The organism is Microvirga zambiensis WSM3693 (assembly GCF_016735695.1).
GTDB lineage: Bacteria > Pseudomonadota > Alphaproteobacteria > Rhizobiales > Beijerinckiaceae > Microvirga > Microvirga zambiensis.
The window spans coordinates 103,880-124,204 of record NZ_JAERQD010000010.1 but is presented as its reverse complement, the minus strand read 5'-3'; the positions used below and the strand labels follow the sequence as shown (position 1 = coordinate 124,204).

19 protein-coding genes are annotated in these 20,325 nt (G+C 60.5%); 8 read left to right on the top strand and 11 right to left on the bottom strand.

What is annotated here, in order from left to right:
- Positions 1 to 14: 14 nt before the first annotated feature.
- The 3 genes from JKL46_RS10480 to JKL46_RS10470 form a co-directional block, all read right to left on the bottom strand.
- Entirely contained in the window at positions 15 to 887 is an 873-nt protein-coding gene (locus JKL46_RS10480; protein ID WP_201832603.1) for a carbohydrate ABC transporter permease, read from the bottom strand.
- A 10-nt stretch (positions 888 to 897) separates the two neighbouring features.
- Positions 898 to 1,866, bottom strand: coding sequence for a carbohydrate ABC transporter permease (locus JKL46_RS10475; protein ID WP_201832602.1), 969 nt, complete (start codon positions 1,864 to 1,866; stop codon positions 898 to 900).
- Between the two features lie 86 nt (positions 1,867 to 1,952).
- Positions 1,953 to 3,251, bottom strand: coding sequence for an ABC transporter substrate-binding protein (locus JKL46_RS10470; RefSeq protein WP_201832601.1), 1,299 nt, complete (start codon positions 3,249 to 3,251; stop codon positions 1,953 to 1,955).
- Positions 3,252 to 3,481: 230 nt separating this feature from the next.
- Here JKL46_RS10470 and JKL46_RS10465 point away from each other — a divergent pair, with 230 nt between their 5' ends.
- The 4 genes from JKL46_RS10465 (at position 3,482) to JKL46_RS10450 (ending at position 7,158) form a co-directional block, all read left to right on the top strand.
- Positions 3,482 to 4,540 (top strand): LacI family DNA-binding transcriptional regulator, encoded by a 1,059-nt coding sequence (locus tag JKL46_RS10465; RefSeq protein WP_201832600.1) that lies wholly within the window; start codon positions 3,482 to 3,484, stop codon positions 4,538 to 4,540.
- 15 nt (positions 4,541 to 4,555) lie between these two features.
- Positions 4,556 to 5,284, top strand: coding sequence for an SDR family oxidoreductase (locus JKL46_RS10460; RefSeq protein ID WP_201832599.1), 729 nt, complete (start codon positions 4,556 to 4,558; stop codon positions 5,282 to 5,284).
- A gap of 39 nt (positions 5,285 to 5,323) precedes the next feature.
- On the top strand, positions 5,324 to 6,076 hold the full coding sequence (locus JKL46_RS10455; protein WP_201832598.1) for an SDR family NAD(P)-dependent oxidoreductase: 753 nt from the start codon (positions 5,324 to 5,326) through the stop codon (positions 6,074 to 6,076).
- Positions 6,077 to 6,150: 74 nt separating this feature from the next.
- Entirely contained in the window at positions 6,151 to 7,158 is a 1,008-nt protein-coding gene (locus JKL46_RS10450) for a hydroxyacid dehydrogenase (protein WP_201832596.1), read from the top strand.
- Positions 7,159 to 7,183: 25 nt separating this feature from the next.
- Here JKL46_RS10450 and JKL46_RS10445 read toward each other — a convergent pair whose 3' ends face one another.
- The 5 genes from JKL46_RS10445 to JKL46_RS10425 form a co-directional block, all read right to left on the bottom strand.
- On the bottom strand, positions 7,184 to 7,627 hold the full coding sequence (locus JKL46_RS10445) for a lipid-binding SYLF domain-containing protein (RefSeq protein ID WP_201832594.1): 444 nt from the start codon (positions 7,625 to 7,627) through the stop codon (positions 7,184 to 7,186).
- 159 nt (positions 7,628 to 7,786) lie between these two features.
- Positions 7,787 to 8,743: an AraC family transcriptional regulator gene (locus JKL46_RS10440; protein WP_246529244.1), complete on the bottom strand. Its 957-nt coding sequence runs from the start codon at positions 8,741 to 8,743 to the stop codon at positions 7,787 to 7,789.
- Between the two features lie 291 nt (positions 8,744 to 9,034).
- Entirely contained in the window at positions 9,035 to 10,072 is a 1,038-nt protein-coding gene (locus tag JKL46_RS10435) for an amino acid ABC transporter substrate-binding protein (RefSeq protein ID WP_201832589.1), read from the bottom strand.
- Positions 10,073 to 10,126: 54 nt separating this feature from the next.
- The gene (locus JKL46_RS10430) at positions 10,127 to 10,756 is read right to left on the bottom strand and encodes a L,D-transpeptidase (RefSeq protein ID WP_201832587.1); all 630 of its coding nucleotides are present in this window, start codon (positions 10,754 to 10,756) and stop codon (positions 10,127 to 10,129) included.
- Between the two features lie 45 nt (positions 10,757 to 10,801).
- Entirely contained in the window at positions 10,802 to 11,431 is a 630-nt protein-coding gene (locus tag JKL46_RS10425; protein WP_201832586.1) for a hypothetical protein, read from the bottom strand.
- 528 nt (positions 11,432 to 11,959) lie between these two features.
- Here JKL46_RS10425 and acnA point away from each other — a divergent pair.
- From acnA to JKL46_RS10405, 4 genes are all read left to right on the top strand, one after another.
- A complete protein-coding gene (gene acnA / locus JKL46_RS10420) occupies positions 11,960 to 14,650 on the top strand; it encodes an aconitate hydratase AcnA (RefSeq protein WP_201832585.1) in 2,691 nt (896 codons plus the stop codon).
- A gap of 54 nt (positions 14,651 to 14,704) precedes the next feature.
- On the top strand, positions 14,705 to 15,670 hold the full coding sequence (locus JKL46_RS10415; protein ID WP_201832584.1) for a tripartite tricarboxylate transporter substrate-binding protein: 966 nt from the start codon (positions 14,705 to 14,707) through the stop codon (positions 15,668 to 15,670).
- A 133-nt stretch (positions 15,671 to 15,803) separates the two neighbouring features.
- Positions 15,804 to 16,724, top strand: coding sequence for a GntR family transcriptional regulator (locus tag JKL46_RS10410; protein ID WP_201832583.1), 921 nt, complete (start codon positions 15,804 to 15,806; stop codon positions 16,722 to 16,724).
- Positions 16,725 to 16,755: 31 nt separating this feature from the next.
- Positions 16,756 to 17,142, top strand: a complete 387-nt coding sequence (locus tag JKL46_RS10405; protein WP_201832582.1) for an acyl-CoA thioesterase — start codon at positions 16,756 to 16,758, stop codon at positions 17,140 to 17,142.
- 57 nt (positions 17,143 to 17,199) lie between these two features.
- Here the strand turns inward: JKL46_RS10405 and JKL46_RS10400 are convergent, their stop codons facing one another.
- The 3 genes from JKL46_RS10400 to JKL46_RS10390 form a co-directional block, all read right to left on the bottom strand.
- Positions 17,200 to 18,387 (bottom strand): multidrug effflux MFS transporter, encoded by a 1,188-nt coding sequence (locus tag JKL46_RS10400; protein ID WP_246529243.1) that lies wholly within the window; start codon positions 18,385 to 18,387, stop codon positions 17,200 to 17,202.
- Between the two features lie 157 nt (positions 18,388 to 18,544).
- Positions 18,545 to 18,790: a hypothetical protein gene (locus tag JKL46_RS10395; RefSeq protein ID WP_201832577.1), complete on the bottom strand. Its 246-nt coding sequence runs from the start codon at positions 18,788 to 18,790 to the stop codon at positions 18,545 to 18,547.
- A 142-nt stretch (positions 18,791 to 18,932) separates the two neighbouring features.
- On the bottom strand, positions 18,933 to 20,321 hold the full coding sequence (locus JKL46_RS10390; protein ID WP_201832575.1) for an MmgE/PrpD family protein: 1,389 nt from the start codon (positions 20,319 to 20,321) through the stop codon (positions 18,933 to 18,935).
- Positions 20,322 to 20,325 lie beyond the last annotated feature (4 nt).

Sequence of the window (20,325 nt, the reverse complement as noted above, 5' to 3'; positions counted from 1 at the left end):
CATTGATGCTGCTCTCATCCTTTAAGGCCCGAGGCCGCGATGCCTTCGATCAGGCGGCGCTGGAAGACGAAGAACACAACGAACAACGGTACGAGCGAGAGGAGCGACATGGCCAGCAAGGGCCCCCACGACGAGGCGCCCTTCGATGACATGAGGAGGCTCAGGCCCTGCGGCACCGTATAGAGATCCATCGAAGTAAGATAAACCAACGGAGACAGGAAGTCCTCATAGGTCCAGATGAAGGAAAACACCGCTGTGGTCACCAGCGCCGGCGTCAAGAGTGGGAGGATGACCGACCAGTAGATGCGAAATGGTCCGGCGCCGTCGATGGTTGCCGCCTCATCCAGTTCGCGAGGGATCCCGCGGATGAATTGGATCATCAGAAAGATGAAGAAAGCGTCGACCGCGAGGAATTTGGGCACGATCAACGGCAAGAAGGTGTTCACCCAGCCAAGATTGTAAAAGAGCGCATATTGGGGGATCAATGTCGCATGCAGCGGCAGCATGATGGTGAGCATCATCACCCCAAACAGCGTTTTCTTGAAAACAAAGTTCAGCCTGGCAAAGGCATAGGCAACCATGCTGCAGGCGAGCACGTTGCCGACGACTGCCAGGCCGGCGATGATGAAGGAATTCAAAAAGAAAGCGGAAAACGGCATCGCCGCGCCACGCCAACCATCGACATAGTTTTGCAGGCGGAACTTGGCAGGCCAAAGGCTGAGATCAGAGAAAATCAGGTTCGCTGGCTTCAAGGAGCTGCTCGCCAGCCAGAGCAGCGGGTAGATCATCACGAATGCGCCAAGGATCAGACAGCCATGCACGACGATACTGCGCCAACGGATTCTCCAATTTCTGGTTCCCTGTGTCGGCATCGAAGCTGTGGTCATGGCAGCACCCTTAACGCTCGTCACCATAATGGACCCAGTACCGGGCGGACTGGAAGGACAGGACCGTGGCCAGACCGATGATGGCGACGAGAACCCAAGCCATGGCGGAGGCATAGCCCATTTGGAAATTGGTGAACGCCTGCTCGTAGAGGTAGAGCGTATAGAATAGCGTCGCGTCCGCGGGCCCGCCCTTTCCGTTGCTGATAATATAGGCCGGCGTGAACGCCTGGAATGCGCCGATGATCTGCATCACGAAATTGAAGAATATGATCGGCGTCAAAAGCGGCAAGGTAACACTGATGAATTTGCGCACCGGCCCAGCACCGTCGACTTCGGCAGCGTCGTAGATTTCCTGCGGAATCTGCTTGAGGCCGGCGAGAAAGATAACCATCGGGGATCCGAACTGCCACACGGCGAGCGCAACCAGAGTGTAGAGTGCGTAATCCGTGCTTGTGATCCAACTCGGCCCATCGATCCCGAACTTTAGAAGGATCTGATTGATGATGCCGTCATATGCGAACACCTGTCGCCACATGATGGCGACAGCGACACTGCCGCCGAGAAGCGACGGCAGGTAGTAAATCGAACGGTAGAAGCCGAGACCCTTCAGGCCACGGTTGAGCAGCATTGCGACGCCCAGCGCAAAAGCCAGTTTCAACGGGACTGAAAGGAACACGTAAGTGAATGTGACGCGCAGAGCCTGATAGTAACGGGCATCCTCTGCAAACATCTTCACGTAATTGCTCACCCCGATCCACTGAGGCGGGGTGAACATGTCGTATCTGGTCAGCGACAGATAGAACGACGCAAGTATCGGACCAAGCGTAAGGCACAGAAGGCCAATCAGCCAAGGAGACAGGAATAGAAAGGCCGCACCGTTTTGGCGCGCATTGATTCCCACCGCCTTCCGACGCCGTGAGCGGGCCTTGAATGAAGTGTCCGATTCAAGCGACGCAGCCTCGGACAGGGTCGTGCTCATGACGTGCCTTCCACTGAGATCACGTTGGAGCGCGGCGCCGGTATGCCCACGTCGCGCGCCCTTATCGAAAGCCACCCGCTCAGGATTTACTTCAGCCTGGTGCTCACCTCATTGATGAACTGCTGAGCGGCCTGCTTGGGAGTGAGCTTGCCAAAGGCGACGCCTTCGTTGGCACGCGTCAACATGCCCGTCATTCCCGGCACGCCCGGGTATCGAGGAGGCGCCGGGTCCTTTTGCAGCAGATCGAGATAGGCGATGATCTTTCGATCGGCATCCGTTCCCGATGCAGCCAGTGCGTCGCGACCAGCTTTCGAGCAGGGGATCATGCCGCTATCGGTGTAATAGGTCTTCGCACCCTCCGGATCGAAATGCATGAAGCGGATGATATCGATGACCTGCTTCTGATTGGGTGACTTGGCCGACACGGTGGTCGAGTTGCCTGCATAGCAGTAATGGCGTTGCTTCATCTCTCCCCCGCGGAAGCCGTTTGGCATCAAGTGGAGAATGAAATTGTCCTGCGACAAGGCCTGGAAGCCGACGAAGCTGTCAGTGAGCGTGATGTTCATCGCAGCCCGCCCCGCGACGATCCCGGCCGTACTCGGATCGTCGTTGCCCGCAAGCGCCTGAACATCGCCGGGCGGCGTGGCCTTCGTATCGCGCATCATCTTCCAATAGGCATACCACGCTTCCATGTCTTCGAGAGCGAAGCCCAGCTTGTGATCCGGCGTGAACATCGACTTGCCGCGACCGCGCAAGAAAATATCGCACGGAATATAATTGCCGCCGGCATCTTCGACGCCCCAGAACCGGGGCCCGAGGGCTTTGCTGAGCGCCGCAGAGGTCTCCGCCAGATCCTCCCACGTCCACATCTGATCGGGAACCTTGATCCCGGCTTTCTCGAAGGAGGTGGCATTTGTGATGATTGTAGGGCCGATCGCGTCGTTAGGGATCGCGTACTGCTTGCCGCCAAATTTAGCGGCATTGACGGCACTTTGCAGATAATCGCTCAGGTTGATCGGGTTGGGAACGTAAGCATCAAGAGGCGTTGTAACACCTCGTCTTGCATACTCGGCCAATAGATCGACGTTGACGCTGAACATATCCGGCGCATTCCCGCCCGCAGTTTCAGTCGCGATTTTATCGGTGAAGGCGCCAAAATTCGTGAATTCCGGGATAATCTCCACGCCCGGATTCTTCTCAGAGTACAATTTCAGAACGGCAAGCGTTTGCTTCAGCTGCTCCTGAGATTCTACATAGCCGGCGAAGCGCACGCGAACCTTAGACTGTGATGCCGCCTTACTTAGAGGCAGCCCGGACAGTGTTGCAGCGCCCAGCAGGGCGGAGCCTTGGCGGAGAACCTCTCGCCGATTCATCTGCATCGACATCTCTTCCTCCCGATTTGCGAGCCACTTGCGGGCTTCGTTGGTGAAACGTAACACAAGCCATAGCGGGCGCGTCAACTACAAAAATTGGGCTGCCGGTCTAAGCTCTCCCGATATTCTTGTGCTTAGGCCAGATCTTTTCCCCTTTGACAAAAGGGCCACCCAGTCCTATTGGTAAATCGTTGCAGCAGCGAGATCACCTCAAAGGCTGCGGCGGACCAACGGAAGCGTCTATGTCGGGTATTCACGAGGTCGCGAGAAGAGCTGGGGTGTCGGCCAGTACCGTCTCCAATGTGATCAACGGCCGGCATGATAAAATGCGTCCCGAAACCAAACGTCGGGTCCTCGAGGTTATCGAGCAGCTCAAATACACGCCCAATATTGCCGCCCGGCAATTGAAATTGGGTCAGAATCAAAGCCTCGGCCTGATCATCCCCTCCGTGGCAAACCCGTTCTGGGGTCTGGTTGCCCACCACGTTGAGCGCGCGGCCAGGCAGCGCGGATACAATCTCCTGATCTGCAATGCGGAGCGGGATCCCAACGTCGAGACACATTATGCCGAGGCGATGCTGAGCTCTGGAATAACAGGCATCATTCTTGGGTCCTCGCCCCTGTCGTTTGACTATCTACGCGACGTAACGGCTCGCGGCTTGAAGGTCGCGGCCTTCGATCAACGCGTCGATCAGGCCAAGGATGTAATCACCTGCGGCGTGAGCGTTGATCAGGAGTTAGGCGGCATGCTTGCCGCCCAGCACCTGATCGGGCTCGGGCACAAGCGCATCGCGATGGTTTCCGGACCAATCAAGACGAAAAGCCGCATCGGTCGCAGGAACGGTGTCAAGATGGCGATGGCGCGGGCCGGGCTGCAACTGCCCGATGACATGGTCTGGCAGGGTGGTGACGTCGTTGGATTCGGCGATCTTGAAGGGGCGGAGCTCGGGCGGATCGGCATTCGCGAATTATTGAGTCGCGACGATCCGCCGACGGGAATCGTCGCGATCAATGACATGTATGCGCTTGGTGCCTATGCGGGCGCGCGCGATCTCGGATTCCACATCCCAGGGGACATCTCGATCGTCGGATTCGATGACATCATCCTCGCCGAAATCGCTCAACCTGCATTGACCACGATCCGTCAGCCCGTTCCAGCCATGGCTGAGATGATCGTGCGCATGCTCATCGCCGAAATCGAGGAATCTGGGAATGCCGAGGATCCCTCCTTCATCAATGTTACGCCGCAGCTGATCGTGCGGGGGTCGACGAATGCCGTACGAGAACTCCAGAACGCATGAACCAGGGAACGATTGATGGGTCGGGATCTAACCGGGCAGACAATCCTCATCGCCGGCGCGAGCAGCGGCATGGGACGGGCGACTGCCCTGGCTGCCGCGCAGGCAGGGGCCAATCTCATCCTGCTCGGTCGCAATCAAGCTCGACTTCTTGAGACAGCGACATCTGCGAGAGATCAAGCCGAGACAGTTCGGATTGAAACTGTCGTCGCCGACGCAACAAGCGCACCCGCCATCGCCGGGGCATTTTCGGACATTGATCTAAGCGCAGTTGATGTATTGATCAATTCGGTTGGCAACAATCTTACTGAACGCGCATTCGATCAACTGACATCGGACTCCTGGTCCTCAATCATCGACGCCAATCTGGTGGCGGCCTTCAACCTGTGCAAGCTGCTCGTGCTGCCAATGCGCTCGAGGGGAGCCGGGCTCATCATCAACATTTCTTCGACAGCGGCCCGAAAACCGGATCGCTCGGGGGCAGCCTATCAAGCCTCCAAGGCAGGAGTGTTGGCGTTGACCCATGCGATCATGGAGGAAGAATGGGCAAACGGTATTCGCGCGACTGCCATTCTGCCGGGCATGACGAACACCCCCTTGCTTGATCGCAGGCCATTTCCGGTCAGTGCTGAGGCTCGCAGTGCTGCACTGCAGCCGGAAGACATCGCGGAGGCGTGCCTGTTCGTCATGCACCTGCCGGAGCGTGCCCATGTTTCGGAACTCATGATCCAACCCAGTCGGCGGTAAGCGCAGAAGCTTATCGCCCTTAATAAAAAGGACGCAAAAATGGACTTCTCGGGGAAGGTGGTACTCATAGCCGGAGGAGCTTCAGGCATTGGTGCAGCGACGACCCGCGCGTTTGCTGATGCCGGCGCGAAGGTAGCATTCACCTACATGACCAGTGCCGAGGAAGCCGCAGGCATCGAGAAGGAGTACACCTCGCAAGGCAAGCAGGTGCTCGGGCTCAAGGCGGATATGACGAAGCCGGACGAAGTCACTGAAGTGGTCCGGCATACCGAGCAGCATTTTGGCCCGATCGATGTCTTATTTGCCAATACCGGCGGCCTGTTGAAAAGGAGCCGCTGCGTCGATTCCACATTGGAGCTTTGGCAGGAGGCGATTTCCTTAAATCTCCTCAGCACTTTCTTGGTTGTCCAGTCCGTCCTTCGTTCCATGGAGCCCCGAAAGTCCGGTTCTATCGTGCTCATGTCGTCTCTTGCAGGCTTTGATGGGGGCGGCCATGGTGCGTCGCATTATGCCGCGACCAAGGGCGCGGTTGCAACACTGGTCCGATCGCTCGCAAAGGAGGTCGGACCACTCGGCATTCGCGTCAACGGTGTTGCGCCCGGCCTCATCGGCACACGTTTCCACGATACGTTCAGCACCACGCAGGGCAGAGCGGACACGGTCGCACGAACCCCCCTGAGACGCGAAGGAACGCCGCAAGATGTCGCCGGATCCGTGCTCTACCTAGCGTCGGATCAGGCTGCATTCGTGACCGGCGAAATCATTCAAATCAATGGTGGAACTGGTTTCTAGGCAGGCGCGGAAATACACGGCGGACACGGACGTAGTCCGGAGTTTCAGCGTAAGAACAGTTTGAGGAAGCATCCATGAGCAAACCTACGGTCGTGATCCTGCTGACACCTGACATGCGTGCCAAACTCATCCCCAAATCCGCTGAAGACCGCCTCGCGGAAGTGGCAAACGTTCGTGCCCCCTCAGACGGGGAACTGACGCCCGAGAATCTTCCACGCCTGCTTGACGGCGCCGTTGCAGCCATAACAGGCTGGGGAACCCCGCCTCTGGACGAAGCGCTGCTGGAACGGGCGAGTTCGTTGAAGCTGGTCGCTCATGCTGCTGGCAGCATCCGTCATCTTATTCCTTTCCCAGCCATCAGCGAGAGGCGTTTGCAGGTAACGCATGCAGCAATTCATATCGGAGAAGCCGTCTCCGAATTTGTGATCGCGCAGGTTCTTGCATTCCTCCGTCACCCTTCAGAGCTCGCAAAAGGCATGCGTGACAACGAACCTTGGTTCGATTTGCGGACACGCTTTCTCGGGCGGCTTCTCGGCGAGCAGACGGTTGGTCTCGTGGGCGCCGGCTACATCGGGCGGATGATGATGCGCTTGTTCCGTGCCTTCAACGCTCGGGTTCTGGTCTACGATCCTTACTTTTCCGAGGCCCAAGCTCAAGCCATGGACGTGGAAATATTTGACCTGGATCAGGTCCTGCAACGGAGCGACATCGTGTCTCTGCACGTCCCATCGTTGCCGGAGACCCGGCACATGATCGGTTCGGCGCAGCTCACGCTCCTTAAGAACGGCGCCCTATTCATCAACACTGCACGGGGGGCGATAGTCGACGAACAAGCTCTCATCGCAGAACTGCGCAAGGGGCGGTTTACGGCAGTGCTCGATGTTTATGAGAAGGAGCCGTTGCCGGAGGACAGCCCGCTGCGTACGCTGCCAAACGCTATCCTCGCGCCTCACGCCGCGGGACACAGCTATGAAACCTACCTGCGACAAGGTACATCTGCTGTCGATGAGGTCTGCAGGCTGCTCTCCGGCGAGCCGCTTCGCCATGAAATAACAAAGGCCTCCCTGGCGACGATGGCTTGAGCAGAAGCAGATTGCTGGCTCAGCGTCACCGCAAGCTGATCTCCACTCCGCTCACGTTGGCGTTGAATTCCAGCCCGATATTGCGACCGCGCAGTTCAAGGACGACTCCTTTTGCATTCTGGAGCCGGATGCTCGACACGCCACCGCCCGCGGCGACAGCGGCTCCGACGGACGTGTAGGTACCGGCAATGTCGGAAGCCTGACGCAGGTTGTAGGCGCGCCCGACCAAATCTGCTTTCGACGCTCCGATGGTCGCACCGACACTCAGGCCGCCGACTTTCAGGGGATAGCGTCGTCCAACGAAGGTGAGCGTTCCGCTTCCGCCACCGACGCCGACGATGAAACCCGCCTTGACGATCTCGATACGAACCGTCCCGGTCGCAGCCCAGGCGGGTGATGTAAGCAATGGTGCAAAGGCCGCTGCGAGGGCAATCAGGCCGTAACGAAGAGTATACTGGAGCTTCATCATGGGTGTTTCCTTCTCCAAGGCCGAGCCAGCCTGGCATCAATCGTCAGCGCGAGGCTGGCACGCCTTTCCTCAATCGGCAGAAACTTCACTTTCGCATTGATCGGCCATCGCCGCTTGATAAGGAGGGACGAGTCCTTGGCAGTTTGGGCCATCGGCGCGTCATCCTCTCGCGTCGGCGGTTCGCCAAGCGGTGGGCGTCACACCCGACCAGCGCCGGAATGCACGTGTGAAGGCGCTTGCCTCCGAATAGCCGAGCGCGGCAGCGATCTGGCCAAGAGGCACTTCGGTCTGCTCCAGCAATTGGCGTGCAATCTCGAAGCGCGTCTCGTTCGTGATCGACCGGTAGCCAGCACCGCTTCCCTTGAGGCGCCGGCTCAGGGTACGGCGATTGATTGCCAGCAAGCCGGCGACATCATCGGCCGAGCAGCGCCGGCTCGCCAGCCGTATGCGCAGCAAACGCCGGATGTCGTCAGAGAATGCAGTGCCCGCGCCGCCTTTCATCTGCCTGATCTTTTCTTCCAGCATCGTCCGTAACATGGGGTCGGCGCCATCGATCCGTGCATGCAAGTCGCGGAGAGGTAAGATGATCGCCGCATTTTCGTGATTGAATCGAACGGGGGCCTGGAAGTGTCGCCGGAACGGTTCCGGATCGATAGGCTGCGCGCGCGGCAGAAAGACCTCCGTCGGGCGCCAACCCGCTCCACACAAGGCGCGCAGTGCATTGACTGCAGCCGCAATCGCGCCGTCCGAGATCTGATCTGCGCTCTGAGCCTCCGGCTGATAGACGGCATAGCTCAGCAAAGCCATATCACCGACGATCGCGAGCGACGGGACGGCGAGCCTGTCCTGAACGCTCAAATGCGATACGAGGGCCTTCAAGGCATCGCCGACCGTCGCAGAATGCTGCATCAGGCGGCCGACCAAACCCAACGACTGGATGGTGGCACGCTTGCCGACCAGAAGCCCGAAATGAGGGCATCTGGTACGCGCGACGCAGAGGCCAAGCAAACGGCCCAGGGCTGCATGGGAAATGACATTCGTCGCATCGTTGAAGAGATTCGGATTGAGCCCTGCCTCTCGAATGAGATCGTCGGGATCGATGCCGAGATCACGCAAGGTTGGCGCGATCTCTTTGGCGATGCCAAGATGAATGTAGCCAGGAGGGAGCGGTCGGGCCCTCGACGAGGTCGAACCGGCATGCTGCCCTCTGGTACCCTCAGACAGAAGAACGATGTTACTGCTCATCGCTTCCTACCTTTGAACGCTCGGGGTAGAAAGGATCCCGATTTATACGCTCTAGTCGGAAGGCTAACCAATGACGGATCGTTGCGGTATCCGGTAAAACCCTGAGCGCGTAATAGGCAATTACCCTGCGGTACTAAGGAGAAATACGCCGCTTGTGCGCAATCAGCGGAGCGGCGGCGCGTAGAGCACGCCACCCATGCTCCAAAGCTGGTTCAGGCCACGTGGAATGCCGAGGCGAGACTCGACGCCGAGGTTTCGCTCGTAGATTTCGGCATAATTTCCGACTGCCCGCACGGCGCGCAACGCCCAGGCGTCGTCCAGCCCCAGCATCTTGCCAAACCCGCCTTCCACGCCCGCGAAACGGCGCACATCGGGCTTGCCGGAGCTCGTCGCCTCGGCCGCGTTCTTGGACGAAATCCCGAGTTCTTCCGCATTGACGAGGGCGAAATTCACCCATTTCACGAGGGTGAACCAAGCAAAGTCATCCGCACGCGTCACCGGCCCGAGCGGCTCCTTCGAGATCACATCAGGGAGGATAATTGCATCTTTCGGACGGGGAAGTTTCAGGCGCTCCGCGTAAAGTGCGGATTGATCCCGCGTCAACACATTGCACTGACCGGACTGGAAGGCGTTGAGAGCCTCCCCGGCCGTCGGGAAGGCACGCTCCTCGAAGGTCATCGAGTTGGCACGGAAGAAGTCCGCCAGGTTGAGCTGACTCGTGGTACCCGTCTCGACACACACCTTCGCATTGTTGAGTTCCAGTGCGGAGCTGACATTGAGATCGCGCATGACCATGAAGCCTTGGCCATCGTGATAGGTGATGCCCACGAACGCCAAGCCGAGACCGGCCTCCCGTTCCAATGTCCACGTCGAATTCCTCGACAGCAGATCGACGCGGCCTGTGCGGAGAGCGCTGAATCGGTCTCCGGCGGAAAGCGGAACGAATGTGACCTTCGAGGGATCATCGAAGATGGCGCTTGCGACGGCGCGACAGAAATCGACGTCGAAACCTGACCATGCATCCTGAGCGTTACGTTCAGAAAACCCGAAAAGCCCCTCGCTGACACCACATTGCAGAGTGCCGCGCTGCTTTACGCTCTCGAGCGTCCCCGCCGCTGCAGGCAGAACCGACATGCCGAGCACCAAGGCTAGGAAGCTCGCCAGCGCGCAGCGAATGGCAATTTGGGATGCATTCAACATGATCTCAATCCCCGCTCGGTGATGCGTCCCATTCCAGGATCGCGATAACTTGCTTCAGAGGCTGGCGCCGTGCCGGACCACTACCTTCGTGCCGACAGGAACCCGTTCGTAAAGATCGATGATGTCGCCATTGGCCAGCCGGAAACAGCCTGATGAAATGGCGTGTCCGATCGTTTCCGGCTGGTTGGTGCCGTGGATGCGGAAAACGGTCGACCCCAGATAGAGCGCACGGGCGCCCATCGGATTGCCCGGACCGCCTGCCATGAAACGTGGAAGATAGGGCTGCCGCGCGATCATCTCCGGCGGCGGGCGCCAGTCGGGCCACTCGCCCTTGCGGCTGACCTGCACCAATCCTGACCATTGAAATCCTTCACGCCCGACGCCGATGCCGTAGCGCAGCGCTCGGTTGTTGCCCTGAACGATGTAGAGAAATCGCTCAGACGTATGGATGACAAGTGTCCCGGGTGCCTCGTTGGATCTGAAAAACACCATCTGACGGGCATAGGGCCCATCCGTGATGACGACCTCCTCGGTCGATATGCGCCCCGGCTCGTCAAGGACCTGAAGCGTCTCCGGCGCAGCGCGCGCCGCCTGCGCGTGGGCCTGCGATATCGCAACACAGGCCACCAGCGCGAACCAGGCTCCCGCAATCCCGTAAAACAGCGGCAGCCGGCGAGGATTCATCCGCAGTTCTCGCAAAATACCATCCTCCACTTGTTGTCTCGACCGTCAGGCGCTACAGCGCACGAATACGAATGTTCCGTAGCGCCGGTTCGCGTCAGGATCGACAAAGCGCATGAGCATCAGATTGTTCGTCGCCGAGATAATCTCGCGATCCTGCGGATCGCCCGGCGGCGCTTCGAATCCGAGAAAAGTCCGGCCTGCCGTGTCGCCCTTCAGCCTGAGTTCATAGAGCTTCGGGTCGTCGGCCACATGCATCATCACGCCATCGGTCGGACCCTTGGCAATCGTGTAGGGCTGACCGCACTGGGCGCGCGCCTCGCGCTCGGTTCTCGGCCGATCCTTGTCGGTATGGAACGACGCCACGCCCCATCGGCCGATCAAGCGCTCCCGCGCAAAGGCTGCGGGAGCTTCCGCATTTGCGGCGGGCGCTGTCCCTTCCCCGGATGTGGTGCATCCGACCAGCACCGGCGCAACGATTGCCGCGGCCATTAACCCGCGGATTCCTTTTTGATAGCGCAGGAAGAAACGAAGCTTCCCAGACGAGTTAACGCCATCGTGGCAACTGTCCTGGCTCACTCTCGCGATAAGCGCTTCCGGTGGCACATCTTGCTCCTGCTTTTGCGACCAAAGCTCATCCCGGATCAGCGGCAGCGAAAAGCCCGTCCCGAGGATCATGCCCTCGGTCCGCATACGAGACTACGGATCGAAACTACCCGTGCCGATTGCTTCCCCGTTCACCCGCTGCCCATTCATTCTGGAACACCGACACTATGCAGGTTCACGCGCTCACGCTTGACAATTTGAGACGCCCTTCTGGCAATTTAGGACAGGTGAGGTCGAACCTCCTGCGGACGGCGGCAATAGGGCAAACCGCTTCTATGGTATGCTCGTTTCACTCGACATCGGCATCTTCCAAGTCTGTCTGCGCGTCATTCATCATGCAAACATCAGGCAAGAATCCCAGTTGCCACGCTTGTCCCAAGCAGAATGCACCCCGCCGGGATACTACCTCGCTAAAGTATTGATTAAAAATCCTTTTCCATGAGCCCGGGCATACCTTTCCAAGGCTGAATTAGCATATCGATGACTAAAAATGCAATTATTCTTGCATTTATGAATCAATTTATGCAAAATAGCATCGATAATGTGCCCTGACCGACACGGCTTGGTGGCGAACTCGTTCAGGGAAACGCAGGAGGTTCGATGCGGGAGGATGCCGACATCATGGTCGCCGGGCGCCGCCATCGCATCGTCGACCTTCCTGCGGCAGCCGACGGGGAACTTGAGCGCCTGCCACATATCCTGCGGATCATGCTGGAAAACGTCCTGCGCAATGCGGGCGACGACGCCTCGCGTGCCAAGACGGCGATTCTGAACTGGCTTGAGACCGGGCGCAGCGAGGACGAAATCCCGTTTCTGCCCAGTCGCGTGATGATGCACGACACCACCTGCGGGCCTGCCCTGGTGGATATTGCCGGCATGCGCGCGTCGCTTGCGGAGGCCGGGTATGATCCGAGCCTGCTGAACCCCGTGCTATCGGTCGATGTCTCGACCGATCATTCGCTCGGTGTCGACGTGTTCGGCTCACCTGATGCCCTTCGCCGCAATATGGAGCGCGAGTATGGGCGCAATGCCGAACGCTACCGCTTCATGAAATGGGCCACCCGCGCGCTGGCGGGCTTCCGCGTTCATCCGCCTGGCACCGGCATCATGCACACGCTTAACCTGGAACGTCTGGCGAGCGTCGTCACCACGGTAGAGCGCGATGGCGTGTCCTGGGCCATGCCCGATACCCTGATCGGTACAGACAGCCATACGCCCATGATCAACGGCATCGGCGTGCTAGGCTGGGGCGTGGGCGGACTTGAGGCCGAAAGCGTCTTCTTCGGCATGCCGGTGATGATCCGAGTGCCGGACATCGTCGGTGTGCGCCTTAAAGGGCACCTGCGCCAGGGAGTGCTCGCCACGGACGTGGCCCTCACGATCACCGAGCACCTACGGCGCATCGACCTCACTGATCGCTTCGTCGAATTCTATGGCGAGGGTGTATCGGAACTCTCGGCCGGCGACCGTGCTGTTATTGCCAACATGACCCCGGAATTCGGCGCCAATTCCGGCTTCTTTCCCATCGACGGGCAGACGCTGCGCTATTTGCGGAACACCGGCCGCCCCGACGATCAGGTGCGTCTCGTCGAGGAATACGCCAAACGGCAGGGCCTCTGGTTTGACCCGAAGGCGTCGCCGCACTTCACGAACGTGATCGAGATCGATCTCGGCGAGGTCGAAATCAGTCTCGCCGGACCCCGGCGGCCGCAGGATCGAATCCCGGCCGGCAGAACCATCGAGGCGCTTGCGCCGATGCTCGCTGCCCGCCCTGCCCCGTCCTCCGGCGAGCAGCCTGGTAATGGTGCAGTAGCGATCGCCGCGATCACGAGTTGCACCAATACCTCCGATCCGAGATTGCTGGTTGCCGCAGGTCTGCTCGCCCGTAAAGCGCACAGGTACGGCCTCATGCCGCCCGCATGGGTGAAGACCTCGCTCGCACCCGGCTCGCCCACCGCCGAGCGATACCTGCGACGCGCCGGCCTGATGGAAGATCTCGAAGCAGTCGGCTTCGGCATCGTCGGCTACGGCTGCACCACCTGCATCGGCAATTCCGGCCCGCTGCCCGCGGTGATTGAACAGGCCATGGCCGAGCGGGGAATCCTTCCCGTCGCCGTTCTGTCGGGCAATCGCAATTTCCCCGGGCGTGTGCATCCGCAACTCGAGGCAGGCTTCCTGGCCTCGCCTCCGCTGGTGGTGGCCTTCGCACTCGCGGGCGACGTCAACCGCGACATCCTCGTCGATCCCATCGGCTGCTCTTCGACCGGCACGGCGATTTATCTCGCCGATCTCTGGCCGACCGGCGACGAGATCGATGCAGCCCTTGCTCTGGCTATCGACGCAAGCGACTACGAGACCTCATACGAGCAGGCGGAAGCCAGCGAAACCTGGCGCGTGCTCGATGCGCCGGCGACGCCCCTGTTTCCCTGGAACGAGAGCTCAACCTATATTCGCCGCCCGCCCTTTGCAGGCTTCGGCAAAGGCACGCTGCTCGGCACCTATGCGGCACATCCGCTGCTCGTGCTCGGCGACGACATAACGACCGATCACATCTCTCCGGCCGGGCTTGTTCCCTCCAAGGGCGAGGCCGCGGAGTACCTTGTCGCGCGCGGCGAGAACCCGCGTGACCTCAACGTGTTCGCTTCCCGCCGCGGCAATTGGGAAGCGATGATCCGGGGCCTGTTCACCAACAAGTCGGTGCGCAACCTGCTCGATCCGCAGATCGCGCCGGGCTTCACCATCCATGCCGGGTCGGGCGAACACCTGCCACTGTTCCGCGCTGCCGAACGCTATGCCGATGATGGAGACTCTGTGGTCGTCGTGGCGGGCGAGCGCTACGGCATGGGCTCATCGCGCGACTGGGCAGCGAAAGGTGTCGCACTCCTCGGGGCACGCGCAGTGCTGGCCTCGAGTTTCGAGCGCATCCATCGCTCCAATCTGGTCGGCATGGGCGTCCTGCCTCTGCGGCTTCCCGCAGATCGCCATCCGACCGGCCTGCATCTGCGACCGGGAGACCGGATCGTCATCGATGCCGCCCCGGACAAGATCAGGCCGCGTTGCGCCGTTCCCGTTACGATCCAGCACGCATCGGGCACCACCGAAACCTTCATCGCCACTGCCGCCATCGAGACCGGCCTCGAGGTCGAGCTCCTGCGCGGCGGCGGCGTCATTCCCCTCATTCTGCAGCGCGTCATCAACGCGGAGGCCCCAAGCCGCGAGACGTCCGCATCCGAGATCACCGGCAACGGTGAGACCACCCGGCGAGAGACTTCGCCGAATACCAGGCGCTGAGCGGCAACGCCCGCTTCGCGCTCACAATCTCACGCAACCTTAAGGGAGGAACTCGTGAGCCAATTCACCAAGACGATCCGCGGCGTCGCCGTTGCCGCTCTCACACTCGTGGCGTCTTCTGCCTTTGCGCAGCAGGAACTCAAGATCATGGCCCCCGCAGGGCCCGGCGGGGGCTGGGATTCGGCCGCCCGCTCGATTCAGCAGGTGCTGACGCAGACCGGCCTCGCGAAGAGCGTTCAAGTGACCAACGTCACCGGCGCAGGCGGCACCATCGGCCTGGCGCAATTCGTCAACAACGGAAAAGGCGATCCGAACCAGCTGATGGTCAACGGCATCACCATGATCGGTGCCATTCTGAGCAACAAGTCGCCGGTCGGCCTCGATCAGGTCACGCCGATTGCGCGCCTTACCGGCGATCCGCTCGTGATAGTCGTGCCTGCGAACTCGCCGATCAAGAACGTGCAGGAGCTTGCGGCAGCCGCAAAGGCCGATCCGGCGAAAGTGACATGGGCCGGCGGCTCCGCCGGCGGAGCGGACCATATCCTCGCGGCCCTGTTCACCAAGGCCGCCGGCTCCGATCCGGCGAAGGTCAACTACATCGCCTTCTCGGGTGGCGGCGAGGCCCTGGCAGCGATGCTTGGCGGCCGGGTGACGGCCGGTGTTTCGGGCTATGGCGAGTTCGAGAGCCAGATCAAGGCTGGCAAGCTGCGGGCGCTGGCGATCTCGTCCGGCAAGCGTCTGGCCGGTGCCGATGTCCCCACCCTGAAGGAACAGGGCATGGATGTGGAGGTCGTGAACTGGCGCGCGATCATGGCTCCTCCGGCCATTACGGCGGACCAGAAGAAAGTGCATGCCGATACCGTCGACAAGCTGGTCAAGTCGAAGGAATGGGCCGAGATCCTCAAGCAGCGCGGCTGGGAGGACTTTTATCTGACCGGCGCCTCGTTCGACTCGTTCCTGAAGGAAGAGCAGGCCCGCGTGGGCGATATCCTGAAGTCGATCGGCCTTGTGAAGTCCTGAGACAAAGCGAGGGGGCCGCCTCGGGCTCCCTCTCCTCCTTCGACACATTCAAGTCGTGCCCGAGAGTACCATGGCCTCGACAAATCGGCTAAAGAAGGATCGAGCCATCGTCTAAGGGTCCGAGGTAAAGTTCATGGGTTCAGCCGGGGAGCGCACGGTCAACGGGAAGCGAGAGTTGACCGAGGGCCTGGCCGCGCAGATCCTCAACCATGTTCGCGAAGGTGGGTTGCAAGCAGGAACCCATCTGACGGCCCAGGAGCTGGCTGCGCGCTTCAGCGTCTCCCGCTTTCCGGTCGGCCAGGCCTTGCAGCTGCTCGCGACCAAGGGCGCCCTCACCCATGAACGCAACCGCGGCTACTTCGTATCGGACGTCCAGGACGTGTCGCCGGAGAGCCTCGGCCTGACGACGCGGGACGATGCCTCCGATATTTATTTCAGGATGGCCGACGATCACCTTCACGGTCGTCTGCCCGATCCGGCCTCCGAGGCCTATCTGAAAGAAAACTATCGGCTGACGAAGGCGCAGTTGAACGCGGTGCTGGGCCGGATTGCCCAGGAGGGCTGGGCCGAACGTCGCCCCGGCTACGGCTGGTCCTTCTCGCCGATGCTCACAACCCCGGAAAGCCTCGAGCAGACCTATCGCGTGCGCCTCGCCCTCGAACCCGCGGCTCTCTTGGAGCCGACCTACCGTCTGGACCCCGATATCGCCACCCGCTGCCGTGAGGCGGAGCTCAGGCTTCTTCGGGGCGCCATCGAGACGGACAGCGCCGACGCCCTCCATGAACGCGGCGTGAGGTTCCACGAGGCGATCGTCGGCGCCTCCGGCAATCCTTTCTTTCTGGAAGCAGTGCGACGCATCAACCGCGTCCGACGCCTGCTCTCCTATCGCTCGATGGTCGACCGCAAGCGCTACCGCCAGCAATGCGAGGAACACCTGCAGATCCTCGATCTCCTGGAAAGGGAGAAAAACGAGGAAGCCTCGCAGGCTCTGCGCCGGCATCTCGAACATACGATCGGGAACCTTCAAGAGATCAGGCCGATCCTGGAACGCTGAGCGCTGCCACAGACAGAGAAGGGGAACAAACATGACGGTCGAGGACACGAAGCCGCGAGAAGCCGTCATCCGGACGATTGCAATGCCCTCCGACACCAATCCGGCCGGCGACATCTTCGGCGGCTGGCTCATGTCGCAGATGGACCTGGCCGCAGGCAATGCCGCTGCGAGGCGGGCCCGTGGGCGCTGCGTCACGGTCGCCGTCGACGGCATGGTCTTTCACACACCGGTTCACGTCGGCGACGAGGTCTCGGTTTATGCCGATCTGATCTCCACGGGCCGCACATCCATGAAGTTTCAGGTCGAAGCCTGGCGCCGCTCCCGTGATGGCGACGAACAGATCAAGGTGACGGAAGCGGTCTTCACCTTCGTCGCCATCGACAGCGGCTCACGTCCGCGGCCTTTGCCACCGGGCTGAGTAAGGTACGGAAGTTGGGGCGCAAGCAGGCGTGTAGGACCGATTGCGATGAGGTCCCTAATCTGCTCCGTCGTTCCGTTTCGGCGTGAGACCGAAATGAGCGAGCAATGCGAGTATGCCTAGGCTCGGCATGACAGTTTGAAGAGCCGTCAACGGATCGTTGAAGAGCAGCGCTGCCAGAGCGGTTCCCGCGAGCCCGATTCCAATCGGTAGGAACCCGACCAGAGCGGAGGCTGCCCCGGCGATTCTCGGGAAGCCCGCGAGGGCAATCATGGTGGCCCCGGGTATCACCAGTGCGCTGCCCGATGACCAGAGCGCGACGGAGGCGATCACGCTGTGCCAGGAGAGAGGCAGAAGGCGAAGGCCGATGCCGAAGCTCAAAGCCGCAACTGCAATGAGGGTCAGCCCCATTGGAATCAGTTTCGACGCCTCATACCGCCGCAGCAGGCGCCCCGTGACAAAGGCTCCGAGAGCGTAGGAGCCGGTTTGAAAGAGCATTACAAGGCCGAACTCAGTCGGGGTCAGCCCGACCACTTCCATCAAGACGAACGGAAGCATCGCGGCGAGCGTATAGAACGCACCGATGGCAAAGCCGAGGACAAGGCCGCCTGCCATGAACCGCCTGTCCGTGAGGAGCATCCCGTAGTTCCGCGCGACCTGGCTTGGATGGGCCTGCGCGGGATCGGGCGCGATGTTCGTCTCAACACACCAGAGGCCAATCACGAGCACCGTCACGATGCCGTAGACGGCCATGAGAAGGAAAATCGAATGCCACCCAAAGGCATTGAGCAGCACACCTCCGATGGTCGGCGAAATCGCCGGCCCGACAGCAAGAATCAGGCCAATCAGGTTCATGATGTGGGCCGAGCGCTGACCGGCGAACTGATCGCGCACGATGGCCCGCGAGATTGCGACCCCGGCAGCGACGCCGATACCCTGGAGGGCGCGTCCGACAAGAAGCCACCCGATGGACGGAGAGAGCAGTGCAACGACGCTGCCTATGAAGTAGATGGAGAATGAGCTCAGGGCGACCGGGCGGCGGCCGAATGCATCCGAAAGAGGACCGCAGACGAGCTGAGAAAACGCAAAACCGAACAGGTAAATCGACAATGACAGCTTGATTGCTGCAGGCGTGGTCTGGAGCACCTCCACCAGCGTAGGCATCGCGGGCGTATAAAGAGCCATGCTGACAGGCCCGAGGGCGACGATGAGTGCCCCGATGGCCGCTGTCCGGGTTTCAGACATCAGGGTCTTCATTCCGGGTCCGCCCTCGAGCGCCGGCGCGGAAGCCGTTCTCCGCTACGGAGATATCGCAGCATCCCCGGCCACTTTCTTTTCAAGGCGGTTGAATATAGTAAGGCTCGCTGAACCTCGCCTTGTGGGTTTGTGCAGGGCGTTGGATTCATCGATCAGCACGGTGAGAGGAGGTTAGTTCATCCCACTCTTCATGGCGTGCTTCATGGCCCGAGAGATCTGCAGGTTCACTCAGAGAATAGCCGAGCGCACTGATGTCCCAAAGCAGGCGGGACATTTCATCGGTCAGCTGCCGGACCTCCTCTGGGCCAATGTCCATGTCTCCCACGCGCCAGAGTAGATGTGCGATCTTCTCAAAGCCAGCATCGGCAGCGCCACACGTATCGGCAATCACGGCCATCCTCCCATTGTTGAGAATTCATTGCCCAAATCAATCCGGGTCTGGAAGATGTAGCCAACGGAGCGGCAACTTCTCGGGGGATTCGTCTCGAACCGGGCAACGAACCTGGATTGCCATGAAGCCTTATCCGTCAGGATTATGCCCCAAGATGGCCGACTTGGTTGCTCGCTGCAATGCTCCAAGAGCGGGCAATGATTTCGTCGGCAGTTTGCTCTTTAATGCCGCCGTAAATCGCGAGGGCCCTGGCTTTGGTCGTGATCTCATCCCGAGACAAGGTGTTGCCCGGGTCGCCCTTCGGTTCGTCTACGCGGGCGTCGAATACGCGGCCGTCCCTCGTCTCTACCGTCACCTTTCCAATCCAGCGATTGGGATAGGCGGAATCCACCTCGGAATCCATCTTCATCTCGACGCAGTCCAGGAAGCGCTTCGCCGCATCATCCTTCAGAACGCCGTCGAATTCCGTCATCCCTGCACGGCCATGGGTTGCGATCAGGCCGAGAGTTGCCCCCATGCAGAATTTGGCCTGGTGGACAGTCACAGGATGGCGCACAGCGCCCAGGACGTCGATGGCGCCCTGATGGACATGGGCCGTCACGCTCCGGATGTCTTTGGCCATAAGGCCGTTATCGGTGATGGCCTTCAGCAGTGCATCGGCGGCCGGATGGGTGTGGCGACAGGAGGCGTGGAACTTGAAGGAGGTCTCGGAGATCGTCCAACGCGTGCCAAGGCCATCGACCAGTTTCGTCGGATCCGCATCGTCCGACATGCCGGCTGCCATGCCCTGGGTCCCTTCCAGGATGCGCCGAGCGCCGGTGAAACCCTCCTTCGCCAGATAGGCAGCGAGCAATCCGTCGGAGGCGGCTTTCGCAGTGTGCAGTTGCTTGGAATCCGCAGCGTCCTTCAGGAACTCCCACAGGCCTGCGGCCTGCGTGCCCGCGGAGCCGAAGGCGTTCAGCATCTGCTCGGATGAGAGACCGAGAAGATTACCGATAGCCGCAGCCGACGCAATGGTTCCGGCCGTTCCCGTGGTGTGGAACACCTTGTAATGCGAGCGCCCGAGAAACTCGCCGACGCGGATACCGACTTCGTAACCCGCGACCGAGGCCGTGATCAGTGCCTGGCCGGACGCGCCGATCGACTGCGCAACCGCGAGCACCGCTGGAAAAACGACCGTCGCCGGATGAAAGACCGAGCCATTATGCACATCGTCCTGTTCGGAAATGTGAGAGGCTGCGGCATTGATCATGGCCGCGAACAATGGCGTGCTCGATCCACCGCTTGTCAGGACTTCCGACGGGCCGTCCTGCGGGCCCATTGCGCGGGCAACGGTCTCGATGGCGGAAATCGCCCGCTGCTTCCGGCCCGAGAGGGCTGAGCCAAGCCAATCGACGAAGAGATCGACACAGCGTTCCCGGGCTGCCGGGTCGATATGCTCGAACTTTAGACCCGCTGCGAAGGCAGCCAGCCTCACGCTCTCGTCACCGCTCGCGCCGGCCAGAAGGGGGTTGGGTGTGGATCTTGTCATGATG